14 protein-coding genes and 2 pseudogenes are annotated in these 15,235 nt (G+C 43.1%); 7 read left to right on the top strand and 9 right to left on the bottom strand.

What is annotated here, in order from left to right:
- The first annotated feature begins 641 nt into the window (after nt 1-641).
- The 6 genes and pseudogenes from ACYTXL_RS05165 to ACYTXL_RS05140 all read left to right on the top strand — a co-directional run bounded on the left by ACYTXL_RS05165 (nt 642) and on the right by ACYTXL_RS05140 (nt 4,802).
- Nucleotides 642-1,880 (top strand): acyl-CoA dehydrogenase family protein, encoded by a 1,239-nt coding sequence (locus ACYTXL_RS05165; RefSeq protein WP_461923763.1) that lies wholly within the window; start codon nt 642-644, stop codon nt 1,878-1,880.
- A gap of 245 nt (nt 1,881-2,125) precedes the next feature.
- Nucleotides 2,126-2,374: a hypothetical protein gene (locus ACYTXL_RS05160; protein ID WP_461923762.1), complete on the top strand. Its 249-nt coding sequence runs from the start codon at nt 2,126-2,128 to the stop codon at nt 2,372-2,374.
- 185 nt (nt 2,375-2,559) lie between these two features.
- Nucleotides 2,560-2,715: a hypothetical protein gene (locus tag ACYTXL_RS05155; RefSeq protein WP_461923761.1), complete on the top strand. Its 156-nt coding sequence runs from the start codon at nt 2,560-2,562 to the stop codon at nt 2,713-2,715.
- A pseudogene (locus tag ACYTXL_RS05150) lies at nt 2,711-3,157 on the top strand (class II aldolase/adducin family protein); the annotation flags it as partial. The gene ACYTXL_RS05155 and the pseudogene ACYTXL_RS05150, both read left to right, overlap by 5 nt.
- A gap of 45 nt (nt 3,158-3,202) precedes the next feature.
- Nucleotides 3,203-4,231 (top strand): ABC transporter substrate-binding protein, encoded by a 1,029-nt coding sequence (locus ACYTXL_RS05145; RefSeq protein ID WP_461923760.1) that lies wholly within the window; start codon nt 3,203-3,205, stop codon nt 4,229-4,231.
- 343 nt (nt 4,232-4,574) lie between these two features.
- Nucleotides 4,575-4,802: a hypothetical protein gene (locus ACYTXL_RS05140; protein ID WP_461923759.1), complete on the top strand. Its 228-nt coding sequence runs from the start codon at nt 4,575-4,577 to the stop codon at nt 4,800-4,802.
- 191 nt (nt 4,803-4,993) lie between these two features.
- Here ACYTXL_RS05140 and ACYTXL_RS05135 read toward each other — a convergent pair whose 3' ends face one another.
- The 4 genes and pseudogenes from ACYTXL_RS05135 to ACYTXL_RS05120 all read right to left on the bottom strand — a co-directional run bounded on the left by ACYTXL_RS05135 (nt 4,994) and on the right by ACYTXL_RS05120 (nt 6,902).
- Nucleotides 4,994-5,488: a 2'-5' RNA ligase family protein gene (locus ACYTXL_RS05135; protein ID WP_461923764.1), complete on the bottom strand. Its 495-nt coding sequence runs from the start codon at nt 5,486-5,488 to the stop codon at nt 4,994-4,996.
- 1 nt (nt 5,489) lies between these two features.
- Nucleotides 5,490-5,781 (bottom strand): annotated as a pseudogene (locus tag ACYTXL_RS05130) (molybdopterin-dependent oxidoreductase); the annotation flags it as partial.
- A gap of 287 nt (nt 5,782-6,068) precedes the next feature.
- Complete coding sequence (rpmF, locus tag ACYTXL_RS05125) at nt 6,069-6,242, bottom strand: 50S ribosomal protein L32 (RefSeq protein ID WP_229547104.1); 174 nt, start codon at nt 6,240-6,242, stop codon at nt 6,069-6,071.
- Nucleotides 6,243-6,404: 162 nt separating this feature from the next.
- Nucleotides 6,405-6,902, bottom strand: coding sequence for a hypothetical protein (locus tag ACYTXL_RS05120; protein WP_461923758.1), 498 nt, complete (start codon nt 6,900-6,902; stop codon nt 6,405-6,407).
- A gap of 199 nt (nt 6,903-7,101) precedes the next feature.
- Between ACYTXL_RS05120 and ACYTXL_RS05115 the strand changes: the two genes are divergently transcribed.
- Complete coding sequence (locus ACYTXL_RS05115) at nt 7,102-9,003, top strand: caspase family protein (protein ID WP_461923757.1); 1,902 nt, start codon at nt 7,102-7,104, stop codon at nt 9,001-9,003.
- Nucleotides 9,004-9,106: 103 nt separating this feature from the next.
- On the opposite strand, the gene ACYTXL_RS05110 is transcribed toward ACYTXL_RS05115, so the two are convergent.
- From ACYTXL_RS05110 to ACYTXL_RS05090, 5 genes are all read right to left on the bottom strand, one after another.
- Nucleotides 9,107-9,484 carry a Mo-dependent nitrogenase C-terminal domain-containing protein gene (locus ACYTXL_RS05110; RefSeq protein ID WP_461923756.1) on the bottom strand — a complete coding sequence of 126 codons (378 nt, stop codon included), beginning with the start codon at nt 9,482-9,484 and terminating at the stop codon, nt 9,107-9,109.
- A 706-nt stretch (nt 9,485-10,190) separates the two neighbouring features.
- Nucleotides 10,191-10,355: a hypothetical protein gene (locus tag ACYTXL_RS05105; RefSeq protein WP_461923755.1), complete on the bottom strand. Its 165-nt coding sequence runs from the start codon at nt 10,353-10,355 to the stop codon at nt 10,191-10,193.
- Between the two features lie 129 nt (nt 10,356-10,484).
- Complete coding sequence (locus ACYTXL_RS05100; protein WP_461923754.1) at nt 10,485-12,257, bottom strand: ribonuclease J; 1,773 nt, start codon at nt 12,255-12,257, stop codon at nt 10,485-10,487.
- Between the two features lie 281 nt (nt 12,258-12,538).
- Entirely contained in the window at nt 12,539-13,423 is an 885-nt protein-coding gene (gene dapA / locus ACYTXL_RS05095) for a 4-hydroxy-tetrahydrodipicolinate synthase (protein WP_461923753.1), read from the bottom strand.
- Nucleotides 13,424-13,536: 113 nt separating this feature from the next.
- Nucleotides 13,537-14,574, bottom strand: coding sequence for an aspartate-semialdehyde dehydrogenase (locus ACYTXL_RS05090; RefSeq protein WP_461923752.1), 1,038 nt, complete (start codon nt 14,572-14,574; stop codon nt 13,537-13,539).
- Between the last annotated feature and the right edge of the window lie 661 nt (nt 14,575-15,235).

The following is a 15,235-nucleotide window of genomic DNA, read 5'->3' as shown; positions in this document are numbered from 1 at the left end:
TTGCATAATACTTACTTCTCTGTACTCATTTGTTGGTGATATCTGCCACATCCATCGTGGTTAGAGCTTTTGGGAAAACTTTTTGGTTTACTGGTTATGGCTATCCCACAAAAACAGGAGTTTCCCCTTGAATAAGGCTGGGTTTTCTGGAAAACGAGCGTAGGCGTAGCCCGCCGCAGGCATCACTCTCGTTCAAATTTAATACTTTTAGAGCTAATCGCGCTATGCTAGGTTCCCTTGTTTTCAGCCGAAACTGCTTTGACTCTACTTTCTTAGTTTCTCACAATAATGGTTGGTTTATTTCCGCCGTGCTGTACTAGTTTTTTAACAACTGTCTAAGCAAGAATATTGACAACTGATGAAAAATTTGATAAATCTACGATAAATTGATTGACTTTTAGTAGTTTGTTTTAGTAGTCAGGCTCAGTAGCTCTGATATTTTTAAAGCTCGATCGGTTAAATGTGTTACCAGAAATAATCGCTTCAGGACTGCAAGTATTCGTCAACTTTGTCATGCCAAGGTTGTCTTACCGTGAAGTGCAGCATCCTAAAGTAAAAGCTAGCTACTTCTCGACAGAGATCACCCTACTACTCGCTAACATAGATTTTCCCCGAAATTAGGAAATTTGGAGACAAAAACCATGATTAAGAGTCCAGAGAAATTTGTAGATAGGACAATCCAATTCTCGGCTCCTGTCACAGCTAACTCGCCGGAGTTGCAAACTCTGTTTGATTTCATTGCTCTGGGAGCAAGTGACCGCGATCGCGATCGCATCCTTCCTTATAATGTGGTTGAATTGATCCGGCGTTCCAGATTAGGTGCATTGCGAGTTCCCGTTGCCGAAGGTGGTGGTGGTAGCACTGCACGCGAACTATTCGAGGTCGTGATTCGGCTGGGGGATGCTGATCCAAATGTCGCTCACATTATACGGAATCATTTCTCTGTAACAGAGCGAATTTTGCGTTCTGAGCGCACTCAAAGGAATCGTCGCTGGCTCAAGGCAGTCGTCGATGGCGCGATTATTGGACTCGCTTCGACCGAACTAGAAGCCAAACGATCAGGTGGTCGCCAAGTCGTGAATACAAAATTAATACCTGATGGCGACGGCTATCGTCTGAATGGAACGAAATATTACAGCACTGGCAGCCTTTACGCAGACTTGATTTTTGTGCGTGTGTTAGCACCAGATGGCTCTACAGCATTTATACTCATTCCTACTAACCGCGAGGGTCTTGAACTGGTGGACGACTGGGACGGCTTCGGACAAAGACTCACAGGTACGGGAACGACTACCTTCAGTAATGTCCGTGTAGAGGCTGAAGAAGTAATTTTTGAGACAGATACAGACAAAGACGACCTGCCCTACAACATCGTCCCACAATTATTCCTGACTGCCATCAACGCCGGTATTATTCGCAGCGTTCTGCGTGATGCTACAGCCCTCATCCGTAACAGACCCCGGACTTTCTACCATGCTGTATCCGAGCAAGCCTCAGAAGATCCAATCTTGCAGCAGACTGTCGGGCAGATTGCCGCCAATGCCTTTGCAGCCGAAGCGATCGTCTTGGCGGCAGCTGATGGTCTCGATCGCCTCCCTGCTGCCCAAGCTGAGGGTGAAGAGGCAGAAACGGCTGCGGCACTGGCAACTTCTCTGAGTGCAGCCAAAGCTAAATTGATTGTCGATGACCTAGCACTACGTTCAGCTACCTTGCTGTTTGAAGTGGGTGGGGCTTCTACAACAAAGAAAAGCTCCAACTTTGATCGTCATTGGCGCAACGCCCGTACCTTATCCTCACACAACCCAAATCATTTTAAGGCTCGTGCGATCGGCGACTACGAGATCAACGGTACACCATTGCCGCAACGAGGATTCTTCTAATTTTGTTCAGATCCCTGACTTTTTAACAGCGCTCAATACAGTAATCGCCAGAGCTTTATTTATGGTTATGGCGTGTTGACTCAAGCTGCTATGGATAAAATGTTTAACTCAGATATCCATTACAAAGAGCTTCCCGCGAAAGTCACTAATTTGTTTTAAAACAAATTAGTGACTCTTGGCAGTCATATTTTAAGGCGTTAGCGGCGTGGAAACTTGATTCTTCCAAGTTCACAGGCAAGCCGAAAATGCCAGGGTATATAGATACTTCGGGGCGTAATTTGATTAAGTTCAACACTCAAGCTATTGGTTCAAAAGCCTTTAATAGTGGCGTTATCGTACGATCAAAATCACCGATTGAATTACCTATCAAACCAGGACTAAAGTTTGAGTCACTGGTTGAAGTTCGCATAGTTCCTAAAACTGGTTGCTATGTAATCGAAGTAGTTTATGACGATGGCAGCAAACCTGCACACATTAATGGAAAACTCACATAGAAATACCTGCACTAAATTCTGATAGTCAAAGATAAAGAAATATTGATTAGATTTGAACAGCCTATCAAAAGGTGGTATCTTCTTTCTAAATACTACGTAAAATCAATCGATTTAGTGTATTATAATCGTTATCATCATAGATATAGCTGCTTAAACTCCTAAAAATTGATATCAAGGATTCAATTGTGGTGAATTATTTAAAAGAACACCGCTTTCAATATAAACAAAAATGTTCTGACAGTAAGAACATTGCGATCGCAGCATCTTTTCTTGGTTTGATAGCTTCTGGTTGCAGTCAACAAACAGCTATCAATGCCACAGCTAACTCAGATTCCTCCTGATATAGTTGCAGATGTTCATGCTCATTCTCTGCATGGTAAATCTTGGTCAAGCCTTGGTCGCCTGCTTGATCCCCTAACTCAAGATGCTTGTGCTTTCTATCAAGACCACGCTCTATTTGATGACTATAGAGGAGTAGTTTTAGATACTTCAGAGGGTAAAAGAATTGCTGAACCTTTGGGAGACAAAAAAGCTGTCATCCTGCGGAATCATGGCTTTTTGACGGTGGGGCAGAGAGTAGACGAAGCTGCTTTTTGGTACATTTATTTTGAGTGATCGGCTCAAGCCCAACTGCTTGCAGAAGCAGCTGGCAAACCACTTCCCATTGACCACGAAACAGCAACTTTTACTCATAACCAAGTAGGAACTCATTCCGGCGGTTGGTTTAGCTTTCAGCCACTCTACGACCGAATTGTGGGCGAAGAACCAGACTTACTAGAGTAGTTGGTGGTTATTTTTCTTCATTGTCTTTTTATACCCAAAAATAACGTGTCTATCAATTTGCGGCAGAATTTTTTCTTCTCTCTGGGTTGCTTGTTAGTAGCAACAACAGCTTGCTCAGAGGTTAAGTCTACCAGTCCGGCAACGATCGCTGCTAATCCTAGTCCATCCCAAATCGCAGTGTCGAATACAACTCAATTGTATGTTGCTAAATCTAAAGGTGGCTGGGACTTAAATTTAAAGTTAGCTGGGCTAGATCATTTCCCTTATCAAACTCAATTTACTGAGTTTAGTGGGGGTAATTTGATGGTACAGTCAATCAATGCTGGTGCGATTGACTTGGGATCTGCTAGTGAAATTCCGCCGATTTTTGCGATTGAATCGAAAGCATCTGTAAAAATTATTGCCACTCTCAAAGGGCCCACAGTTGGTCAAGTTGTACTCGTACCCAAGGACTCGACTGCCAAAACGATCGCTGACCTTAAAGGTAAGAAAGTGGGTTACGTTAAAGCTACAACTGCCCACTACTTCCTAATTAAAATGTTGGAGAAAGTCGGGCTAACGATGAAGGATATCAATGCAATTCCTTTATCGATACCCGATGGGCTTTCGGCTTTTCGTAAAGGACAGCTTGATGCTTGGGCTACCTACGGTTATTCCATCCCCCAAGCCAAAAAAGAAGGGGCGCGGGTGCTGGAATCTGCAAAAGATATTTTGAGTGGTAACTTCGTGATTATTGCTTCACCCAATGCGATCGCCGATCCCCAAAAGAAAGTAGCGATCGCTGATTTTCTCTGTCGTTTGCAGAAATCCCAAACTTGGCGGGAATCTAATCTCAAGCAATGGTCGAAGAATTATGCAACTACCATTGATGTTGATGAACGCATCGTTTATCAGGATGCCAAGCAAGGACAACAACAGCGTCGTCAAGAATTACTTCCTGTTTCTGATGCAGCTATTGCTTCTCAGCAAAAAGTTGCTGATACCTTTTTTCAAGCAGGTGTAATTCCCACAAAAGTTGATGTGAAACAACTTTGGGACAGCAGTTTTAACGAAGATATCGCCAAATGCCATTAAATAATTCGTAATTCGTAATACTTCTCTTCTTAGGCTGCGCTCAGTACAAGTTCGTAATTCGTAATTAAAGACATTTTCAGACGTTCGCGTAGCCTCTGGCAGAGAAGAGAAGTGCCTTGCGGGGGTGGAGGAGTTTGTGGCAACTTCAGGGGATTTAAACCCCGATGGTTCCTGAGCCTGTCGTACCACTTCGTGGAAGCAAGCTGTAGCGTCCCGTAGGGAAGGACTGAAACTGGCGCTACGTGTAGACGTAGGGATCTTAAACCCTTTTATTTACGATAATTGCAGCAAGAAGTAAAAAGCTAAATGTCAAAATCACCTTATTTTTAATAAGGGTAAAAATATGTTTCATGGAATAGAAAGAGAATTATTAAATGGAGTACCTTGGTTATTTGGGCAACAGTCTCAATTACCACATCATCTCCAATTAACAGATCACGAAGAACATGAGATACGTGATATTTGGGAATTCCCACCACAAGAATCTGCTGATGGTGAGCGTGTTCTTAAGCAGGAGATAAAACCGTTTCGGATTTTCAGCAAACTAAAAAGTTTTTCTTTAAAGGCGTAGGCGTAGCCCGCACTTCTCTAGGCGACAATGTGACGCAACATTTCGGCAGACTTCGACACATTATTGTATGCAGATGCGGTGTGGAAACAGCAAGCCAAGGTGGCAGTCAGCTAAATTTGCGTAGCGTTTATAATTCACGCCTAATGTGAATTAAAATGGTCTGCACCCAGATGCGATCGCTATTTATCACTCTAAACCAACGTAATCTTTTCAATCGTACCAACTTTATTATTTTCGTACCAAATCACATCAAGCTTCTCCACTCTGCCGACGATCTCAAACGACTGTGCATTTAGCTCGTCAACTACACGCTTACACTCTTGGGGATTACGAGAGTTAGCAATTCCAATGTGGGGAATGAATGGGATATCTTGACGTAACTCTTCAGTTAGCACTCCTGTATATAAGCGATCGTGCAGCTTAACGATGTTGCTATAACCTTCGTCAGGCACTAGGAATACGTGCCTATACTGGCTGAAAACATCATTGCTCAAGACCGCACACCGAATAACAAAGTCAAAAGCTTGGATTTGTTGCGTTACCTGCCGCACATGGTTAATGAATGGTGCTTCTGAAAAATTGAAAACCGGAAATACTAAGGTAAAGTGGGGATCGATAACTTGTAAATACAGTTCATCGTTCTGCTTTCGCACACTCTGAATCCAGGCGAAGTCAAAAGCAGAAATCATCGGATAGTTCACAACCAATAAACTTCGCACCATTCTTGATTACAATCACATCCAGTTTAGACCAGCGCGTTACACAGTGGAAGTCTGCTGTGAATTCGTGTTGAGGCAACGCCATAAAGTCTGACCAACTAAAGGTAGCAGGTTTTGCCAAACCCCAAACTCCCATTCCTCAGTGCTAACTTCGGGAGTTGCACCGTAACTTAATACGGGGAAACCTTTAGCTAAATGTTGCCCATGAGGGAGCGTTCGCCCTCTTCTTTCCCTGCTTGCTGAAAAAATTTTCCTAGCATAGTTGCAGAAAAATAAGTTTTCTCATGATATTTACAAGCTTTTTTGCAAATACTCTTTCTCAAGTTACTTGCTCATTACTGATGAATCATAGGTAATGGGTAATGGATATTCCCAATTACTCACTACCAATTTTTCTCGATCTAATCAGCTTGTGTAGAGTATCTATGATTCATAATGCAATCAGGAAAGCTCAGAAAAAGCGTTTATCCAGTGCTAAGAAGTTTGATTGGTTATTTATTGCCAATCAAATCTATCGGTGCTGTTCATACTTTTCCTGACTGGTAAATTATGATTCTTCTTCCTCTTCTTCAGCAATTGGGTAGACAAATGTAGAACGTCCAGTCAAAATCGACTTGCCCAAAGAGAGAGCTTTCTGAGCTTCGACAACAGCTTTATGCCTCCAGGTAGCTCGACGTTTATCTCGTTTTGATTTTGAAGTTTTCTTCTTAGGAACAGCCATGTCAGCAGATCGCGATTCTTCACAACCTTCTTATTCTAGGCCATCCACTGACGCTAAGGACAACAGTTAAGTCAGGAATAAGTAAGTTGAATTGAGCGGTTGATACTGAAGTGGGGACATCGCTGCTTGCACTTCTCTCTGTGTCGCTCAATCTTAAACCCGCTATTTTGGGGTTGACAGACTGCTAGCTGCTGGAACTGGATTAGATGTCAGCTCTTTTTCAAAGAAAAGTAGCGATCGCGCAGTTTTGAAGTAAGTCGCCCAATTTTGAGCATCAGGGCGCGATCGCCATTGGGGACGACTGACTTGTAATGTCAGAACTGGTGCGATCGATCCATAATTTTGTACGGACACGATTATTGAAACATCTGTAACCAAGATATCTTGGTCGAAACTGCGTTGAGCAGCTGCTCTTGCGGCTGCTTCTGCTCTGGTGAGAATGGTTTCATAGTTTTCATCTGGCAGGCTGTCAATAGCTAGATCAACTCTAGCGGTGTAAGCTCGCACAACCTGAGGTGCGATCCCCTCCGTCAAAAACCACGCCGGAACGGTAGCTATGAGCAAAACTACTAAAGGAACTATCCGGATTCTTCTGGCAATTTGGCTAATAACTGAAAAGGGAGTGATCGATGATGGTAGGTGAGCAGAAATCTTGCTCATGACCTTCTATCTCCTTAGTGATGATCTCTTATTGAAATTAAGTGAAAGTATTTTCCGAAAAGATAACGTAATAAAAACTACATTCTAACTGAAGATTCGATCAGAATCACCTAGATTACAAGACATAGGTTAGCTTTGTTTTTTTAGCAAAGCCAACCGCAATTTTAAGACCAGCAAACAATAACTGACAAAGAGCGGGATGGCAAATTACTGGGCGATCGCGATTGGCATCAATCAATATCAGTTATTTCAACCTTTAAGTTGTGCCCAAGCAGATGCTGAGGCACTAGAGGAATTTTTGGCAACAGATGCAGGTTTTCTCCCCAAGCACTGTCTGTTAATGACAGATACTTCGCCGCCGATTGGGGATCGATCCACCTATCCGACTAAAGAGAATATTTTGCTGCTGCTTGAGGATTTGGCAGCCACAAGTTGGCAACCGAACGACTATCTGTGGTTATTCTTTAGCGGTTATGGGGTCAACTACAAGGGCAAAGATTACTTCATGCCAGCAGAAGGCAACCCCGAGCTCGTCCAAGAGACTGGCATAGAATTGCGATCGCTAATGCAAAGTCTGCAACTTGCTGATCTAAATGTATTGCTACTACTCGATATTAACCGCGCTTTTGGCACCCAAGCGGATGCTCCCGTTGGCGAAGAAACAATAGAACTAGCCCAAGAACTGCAACTGGCAACAATTCTTTCTTGCCAACCAGAGCAATTTTCCCACGAAAGTAGCGAATTAGGTCACGGATTCTTTACAGCAGCTTTGTTAGAAGCTTTGCATTCTGGCAATGGCAGCAACTTGGCAGATTTAGAAAGCTACCTAAGCCTGCTCATGCCAAAATTATGTCAACATCATTGGAATCCTGTCCAGAACCCTGCCACTATTATCCCATCAAGGCAGCAAGTAATCTTGCCGAAATTGGCAATGGAAAGCGACTTTGAGGAGGAATCGGTGATTTATCCGGAAGAATCTTTTGCTGTTGCCCTTGCAGCTCCTCCCCTCGACGATTACCCTCGAACTTCAGCAGATCGAGGCAGATGGGGAGAAGCGACTGTGAACTCTTCCCAACAGGTAAAGGCTTACAAAGTCGAGAAGTCTAAGGGTGAAAAAGTCCAGGAGTCGGCTAACGGTTTAGTTTCCCAGCCAATGCCGGAAACTTCTTTAGGAGTGAATCCGAGGGGAAGATTTATCCCCAATTCCTCCCAAGGGTACGTCTCTCGATTGCCATCAAATCAGCCAAGCATCCCTTTTTGGAAACAGTTTATCTTATGGGGCGGAGGCAGCTTGCTGGTAACAGGTTTAATGGCCGTAGTTTTTCTGCGTAATCAAGAAACTTTTAGAATTAAGCAAATATCAAACACATCACCCAATGCTACTGCGAGCGATCGCCAGGTGATCCAGAATTTAGCAAGCGATGTCCACGACGGGCTACGCCTACGCACTCCACCAGTTAAACTCAACAATCAATCTAGCGCCCAAATAGTCTCTAGTTCCGAGTCAAAAAACCGGAATCAAGCAGTATTAGATTTGGCGAAAATGTCGCTCAGACAAACTCAGGCTAACGATTTGAGCTTGGCGATCGCTACAGCCCGGAAAATTAAACCCGGTGAACCACTGTACGAACAAGCCCAGGAAAATATTAAGATTTGGAGCCGGATGATTTTAGATTTAGCAGAAGGTCGTGCTAAACAAAGACAGTATGCTAGCGCTATTGCTGCCGCACGGTTAATTACCAAAGATGAAGACTCCTATGCCAAAGCACAAGCAGCAATTAACCTGTGGCGGTTAGAGGGCAAGCAGTATGTAAGTAACAAAACTCTTTTAGATGCAGCTAATGCCTTGATTAAGTCTGGACAGGCATCTACCTACAATCGGGCGATCGAAGTTGCCAAGAAAGTACCAGCAAGTCAACCAGGTTTCGATACTGCCCAAAAATCGATCAATAACTGGAGTGAGAAAATTTTAGATTTGGCCAAGCGTCGCGCCGCCGAAGGAGAACGTAATGCCGCAATTGCGACCGCTGCTTTAGTGCCAGAGGAGACAGGGGCTTACGAAGATGCTCAGGATGCCATCCAAAAATGGCAAAAAAAATAGTTTGGAGTTATGAATTATGAATTATGAATGATAAATTATGAGTTTTATTTTTAATTCCTCATTAATCACTTCTCATTCCTAACTTTTCCCTCAGCAGCCTGTATTAGCAGTACTGGGACACATCTTCGCCACAATCCTCGGCTAGATAGCACATGGCTCGGAAACGTAAACCAACCACTTCTTCATATAAGGGGTTGAGCTTGCACATCGGCGGAATGTGAAAGAGGGTTTTCCCGAATAATTTCACATCTCGCTCAAAGGGACACTGAGATGGAATCAGTTTGCACAAGCGGTGAGCTAGTTGGCGATCGCGGACTTGAATCTTATCTACCCGATGCCGTAGCGGTTGGAGAATATCCCAGTAAAACTTGGAAACAGAAGGGTGTAGCTGGCTTGCTTTCTGGCTACTAGTCTCTGCTTGATTAATTGAGACCCAGCTGGTCAGAAAAATCTTTTTTGTGGTGCTGTTGAATACTTTCATGGTTAATCCTCTGTGTAATTGAGGCTATTCAGCTTTTTGATGAATATATACAACGTGGCGACGACCTTTACCGGAAGAATCGCGTTCTGACTGCGATATAATATATACCTGAATAGCCACTTAAGTCAGAACTTAATTTATTACTACGTCAAGTTAATCGCAATTTTTTGGGGATCGGTAGCGTAATATTACGATCTTGTTCATAACTTCACCTACTTTAAATTTTAGTAAAGACATCTGTCATTCGATAGGTTTTAGTGTATCATTTACAAACCTTAATACAAGGTCTTCCTGGAAGTATTTTTGCTAAGTATAAATATCAGTTATATTCTAGTAGACGTCTTTCCTCTGCGTATTCCCGTTTCCCTATGTCAGAGCGTCCTGTTCATTAGGGACTTCCAAGAAATAAATAAAAATAAATTATCCATCTTGTGGGGTGGGCATCCTGTCCCATTGGTGTCAACTTAACCTAGAAGTTAGGCAAGGCATGCTTTCGAGGTTTCACCCTCACAAGAACAGCCCCTCTCCCAAAATTGGGAGAGGGGAGCAAATTCTCTAGTTCCCCGAATCCCAACTTGGGAGAAGGGGTTAGGGGATGAGGGCAAAACGTTGCAGTGGCAATACACACGTCTTCTAAGTTGTTTATTGGTCAGCACCTCTGTACCCTTAGGGCGCGGTTGTAAAGGCAATCCCATTTTTTGAATTTCTAAAAAAAGCGAACTAACAGTAAAGTGATAATCGCCTCATGTTTGCCAGTACCAGGAGGCATTTCTACCAGCACCTCATCCTCACTTTCATAGCGCTTGTCGGTGCCATCATCAAAATTTACATACTCTTCCAGAGTGTTAATTTTTATTGGTGTTTTAGTCATAGCGATCGCCTCCAAGAACTATAGACAAGTTCTATACCCATGATCAAAGACTCTATCTCACACCAAAGCGCAAAGACTTTGAGAAAAACTCTGCGTCTTTGCGCCTCTGCGTTAAATTGTGATTTTACCCTACGATGCTACCTGAGCAGCAGTGCGAGTGCGGCGTCTTCTGCCATCGGCAACTTTTACAGGTGGCTCATCAGGAATTTGCATCAACAAAGTCACAGATGGCTGACATTGCAATTCCCGACGGATGGAACGTTGCAATTCTCGTTCTAAAGTACCTTGCAATCCACCCCAGTCTATATCTGCGGCTTCACCTTGCCCAACAGCAAATTCTGACCAGCGCACTGTGAGGATTTCTTCAATCCGTTGTTTTACCCAGGTTTGCAACAGCGATCGCTCTACACTTGTAACTACACCGCGTAGGTGAATTTCTGGTTTTGCCAACAGTTTACCATTCCAATCAATGGCAGCTGCGATCGTGATAATGCCTTCTGAAGCCATGCGTTGGCGTTCTTGCAATACTTTGGAACTTACCATACCTGAACTAGTAGTATCCACCAGTTCGATACCACATGGCACTTTACCAGCGACGCGAATGGAATCTTCAGTCAGTTCGACAACATCACCATTCTGAATAATGATTATGTTTTCTGCGGGAATGCCCATACTCTGAGCCGTTTCTGCGTGCTTCACCAGCATTCGATGTTCGCCGTGAAATGGCACAAAGAACTTGGGTCGAGTTAAGGCTATCATCAGTTTTTGTTCTTCCTGACAGCCGTGGCCGGAGACGTGAATCCCTTTATCCCGACCATAGACCACTTTCGCCCCCTGAATCATCAATTTATCGATGGTGTTGACTACAGCGATCGTATTTCCAGGAATTGGGTTAGCAGAGAATACTACCGTATCTCCTTGGCGGATTTTAATGTGAGGATGTTCTTTGTTGGCAATCCGGGTCATTGCTGCCATCAATTCACCCTGAGAACCTGTAGTTAAAATTAAAACTTTATCATCAGGGAGATTGCGGACTGCGTGCAATGGTTGCAGCAGATTATCTTCACACTTGATGTAACCTAAATTGCGGGCATGAGCAATCAAGTTCAGCATGGAACGCCCCACAACCGTTACTACACGGTTTTGCTTCTTGGCGATATCCAAAATCATGTTGATGCGATGCACACTAGAAGCAAAGGTAGTGACAAATAATCGCCCAGTGGCTTGACTAAATACTCTCTCCAGATTCGGATAAACTGAACGTTCCGAAGGTGTAAATCCTGGTATTTCAGCGTTAGTGGAATCACTCAGTAAGCAAAGAACGCCTTTTTCACCATGTTCTGCTAGACGTTGCAAGTCAAACTTTTCCCCATCCACTGGGGTGTGGTCAATTTTAAAATCACCTGTGTGAATGACTACACCAAGGGGAGTCTGAATCGCAACAGTGAAACTATCAGCGATGGAGTGGGTATTACGGATATATTCCACTAAAAAGTTTTTGCCAATCCGCACCACATCACGGGGGAGAACAGTTCTGATTTGGGTGCGATCGCGCACTCCGGCTTCTTCCAGTTTCCCCTCTAGCATGGCCATTGCTAGTCTTGGCCCATAAATCACGGGGATATCAAATTGCTTGAGATGAAAAGCAATCCCGCCAATATGGTCTTCATGACCATGAGTTACGATCATCCCTTTAATTTTGTGACGATTTTCCCGCAGATAGGTGGTATCTGGCAGAACAATATTTACTCCATGCATCGCCTCTGTGGGAAAAGCCAATCCTGCATCTAACAGGATAATTTCATCGTCATACTCAAAAAGACAGGTATTTTTGCCAATTTCATGCAAACCGCCCAAAGGAATAATTTTCAAGGCGGAATTGTTAGCTTCGTTTTTAGCCATTTTATCCTTAGATCGTTACTTGTGGTTAATTGAATTGATAGTTAATGAACTTGTATTTTAAGACAACATCATCTGTCTCTTAAGTCAGTCCCAAAGCAATCAAGTTTTAATTGATATCTTCAATTTTTTATTCAATAAAATCAACTGTACACTCAAGGATTCATAGTATATCTATCAGTCCTAGCACAGGTTTTTTAAATTGCAACTTATGAACAATTATGATCATTGTTTATATGTATCTTTGGCAATGAGCAGATAGCCAACGCTTAACTATTTGGTGGCTAGATTAAACTAAGTTCTTTCAGAACCGCTTCTAACTTTTGACTTACTTCTAAGTCAGCTTCACATAGCGGCAGACGAGTTGAACCAACCTCCCAACCTTGAAGTTTCAGTGCTTTTTTCACTGGAATCGGATTTGAAGTGAGAAATAGAGCTTTAAACAACGGGAAGAGTTGGAGATGAATCTCGCTGGCTACCTCAATTTTCCCCGCACGAAAAGCTTGGATCATCTGCTGTAGTTGGTTTCCTACCAGATGAGAAGCCACACTTACCACACCCTTTGCCCCGATCGCTAACAAGGGCAAAGTCATGTAATCATCACCAGAATAGATGTGGAATTCTTTTGGTGTCAAGCGACGAATTTCGCTTGCCTGATCTATACTACCAGTAGATTCTTTGATCCCGATAATATTGCTAACCTCAGCTAATCGGGCAACCGTTTCTGGCTGAAGGTTTTGTCCGGTACGACCGGGGACATTGTATAACAACAACGGTAGGTCGGGACAGGCTTGTGCTATCGCCTTAAAGTGCGCTTCCAATCCCGCTTGTGGCGGTTTGTTGTAATAAGGAACAACTTGTAAGCAACCATGTACTCCTATCTTAGACGCTTTTTGGGTGGCAGCGATCGCTTCTTTGGTAGAATTTGATCCACAACCTGCGATTACCTTGGCTTTTCCTGCCACGCATTGTAATACTTCGACAAACAACTGGTATTCTTCATCCCAACTTAGGGTCGGGGATTCTCCTGTTGTACCGCACATCACCAATGTATCTGTACCGTTGTTAGCTAAATGCACCGCCAGTTCTGCCGCTACATCATAGTTGACACTACCATCTGCTTTAAACGGCGTAATCATCGCGGTTAAGACATTGCCAAAATCTCCCACCCTTTTTTCACTCCTGATTACCCATGTTTTTCTATCTTGGTGGTTTTCTATTGTAATAACCTATATACAATTTACTTTCAAGTGTCATTAATCATTTGTCACTTAATCAATGATTAATGAGTAATAGCTAATGGTTTGAGTAGATTTTTCTCTACCAATAACTCCGCGATTTGTATTGCATTCAATGCTGCACCTTTACGGATTTGGTCGCCACATAACCATAATTCCAAGCCACAAGGATGAGAAATATCCTGACGAATTCTTCCCACTAAAACTTCATCTTTACCTGTTGCTTCAATTGGCATCGGAAAATGATTAGTTCCCCAATCTTCGACCAATTTCACTCCAGGGGAGGATTTTAAAATTTCTCTGGCTTCCTTGGCACTAAAGGGAGTCTCAAATTCTAAATTAATTGCTTCTGAGTGAGCGCGGAGTACGGGAACCCGTATACAGGTCGCAGTGATTCTGATTTGCTGCGTACCAAATATTTTTCGGGTTTCGTTAACCATTTTCATTTCTTCCTCACAATAACCCAAATCGTTTAATGGGGAGTTATGCGGGAATAAATTAAATGCCAATGGGTAAGGCAATATTTCGGCAATTGGCGGCTGTCCTTGTAGTATAGCGCTTGTTTGGGTTTTGACTTCTGCCATTGCTCTAGCACCAGCACCACTGGCAGATTGGTAGGTTGAGGCGACAATACGTTGCACTGGTTTAACCTTATGCAATGGCCATACTGCCACAGCCATTAAAATTGTTGTGCAGTTGGGGTTAGCAATAATGCCTTGGTGATTAGCTGCGGCTAGTGGGTTGACCTCTGGTACTATTAAGGGAACTTCCGGGTTCATCCGAAAGGCACTGGAGTTGTCAATTACCACTGCCCCCTTTTGCACAGCAATTGCTGCCCAAGTTTTGGATGTAGAACCACCTGCACTAGCTAATACTATATCGACATTTTCAAAGGCGCGATCGCTCACTGCCTCAACTGGGATATTTTCCCCTTTAAACGGCAGCGATTGCCCGACACTGCGTTCTGATGCCAATAACTTCAGGTTAGCAATCGGAAAATTACGGCTTTCTAATAATTCCAGCAACTCTGTGCCAACTGCACCAGTCGCCCCCAAAATAGCTAAACGATACGATTTCGACAACCTTGCTTCCTCCTTTAAGAGATTTTAGGCAATTTCTGGGAACAATTGACAATTTACTTATATTTAAATAGCGATCGCAATCTCGAAATACATTTTGAATAGATTTATATTTTCTCTAATTTAGTCTATCTCTATATATCTAATACATTTCTTTTATTGGCTATTTATTAAGTTAAGTGATGTTGCATTCTCCAACGGCTATCCAATTTACCTATCGATTTTAACTATATATATATTATTATACAATAAACCGCCATTTAGCAGAAAAATTGAGATATCTGCACTTAAACGTTTAATATGCATCCCACTTGTAAGGCAACAAACCTCTTGGCTTGCAAAGTTGCTTACCAATATGATCAATATACTAGGAGCGAAATGCATAAAACCAGCAGAACAGAAAACTGAGCTAGGCGGCTAGGCAAAAGATGCCCTCTCGTACCACAACTTAATAATAGCTAGACTCAACACTATAACTTTAACTTGGGGGTACTAACCACTCGCTGATAACCAGGATATCACAGCGTTAGCTCAGTGAATATATTAATTGGTGACATACTCCTACACTGATTGCAAGCAATACAGTGTAGGCATCTGGGCGACTCGCGGTATCCCGTCGGACAAAAACTCTCGCTTTGTTTAGACTGCACGAGATGCCCCACCG

The organism is Nostoc sp. (genome assembly GCF_054880495.1).
This window is presented reverse-complemented; position numbering and strand designations above follow the sequence as displayed.

Excerpts from the sequence above, each read along its gene's own strand:
- ACYTXL_RS05160 (WP_461923762.1), top strand. The coding sequence starts at position 2,126 with ATGCCAGGGTATATAGATACTTCGGGGCGTAATTTGATTAAGTTCAAC.
- rpmF (WP_229547104.1), bottom strand. The coding sequence starts at position 6,242 with ATGGCTGTTCCTAAGAAGAAAACTTCAAAATCAAAACGAGATAAACGT.
- ACYTXL_RS05115 (WP_461923757.1), top strand. The coding sequence starts at position 7,102 with ATGGCAAATTACTGGGCGATCGCGATTGGCATCAATCAATATCAGTTA.
- ACYTXL_RS05110 (WP_461923756.1), bottom strand. The coding sequence starts at position 9,484 with ATGAAAGTATTCAACAGCACCACAAAAAAGATTTTTCTGACCAGCTGG.
- ACYTXL_RS05165 (WP_461923763.1), top strand. The coding sequence starts at position 642 with ATGATTAAGAGTCCAGAGAAATTTGTAGATAGGACAATCCAATTCTCG.
- ACYTXL_RS05140 (WP_461923759.1), top strand. The coding sequence starts at position 4,575 with ATGTTTCATGGAATAGAAAGAGAATTATTAAATGGAGTACCTTGGTTA.
- ACYTXL_RS05105 (WP_461923755.1), bottom strand. The coding sequence starts at position 10,355 with ATGACTAAAACACCAATAAAAATTAACACTCTGGAAGAGTATGTAAAT.
- ACYTXL_RS05100 (WP_461923754.1), bottom strand. The coding sequence starts at position 12,257 with ATGGCTAAAAACGAAGCTAACAATTCCGCCTTGAAAATTATTCCTTTG.
- ACYTXL_RS05120 (WP_461923758.1), bottom strand. The coding sequence starts at position 6,902 with ATGAGCAAGATTTCTGCTCACCTACCATCATCGATCACTCCCTTTTCA.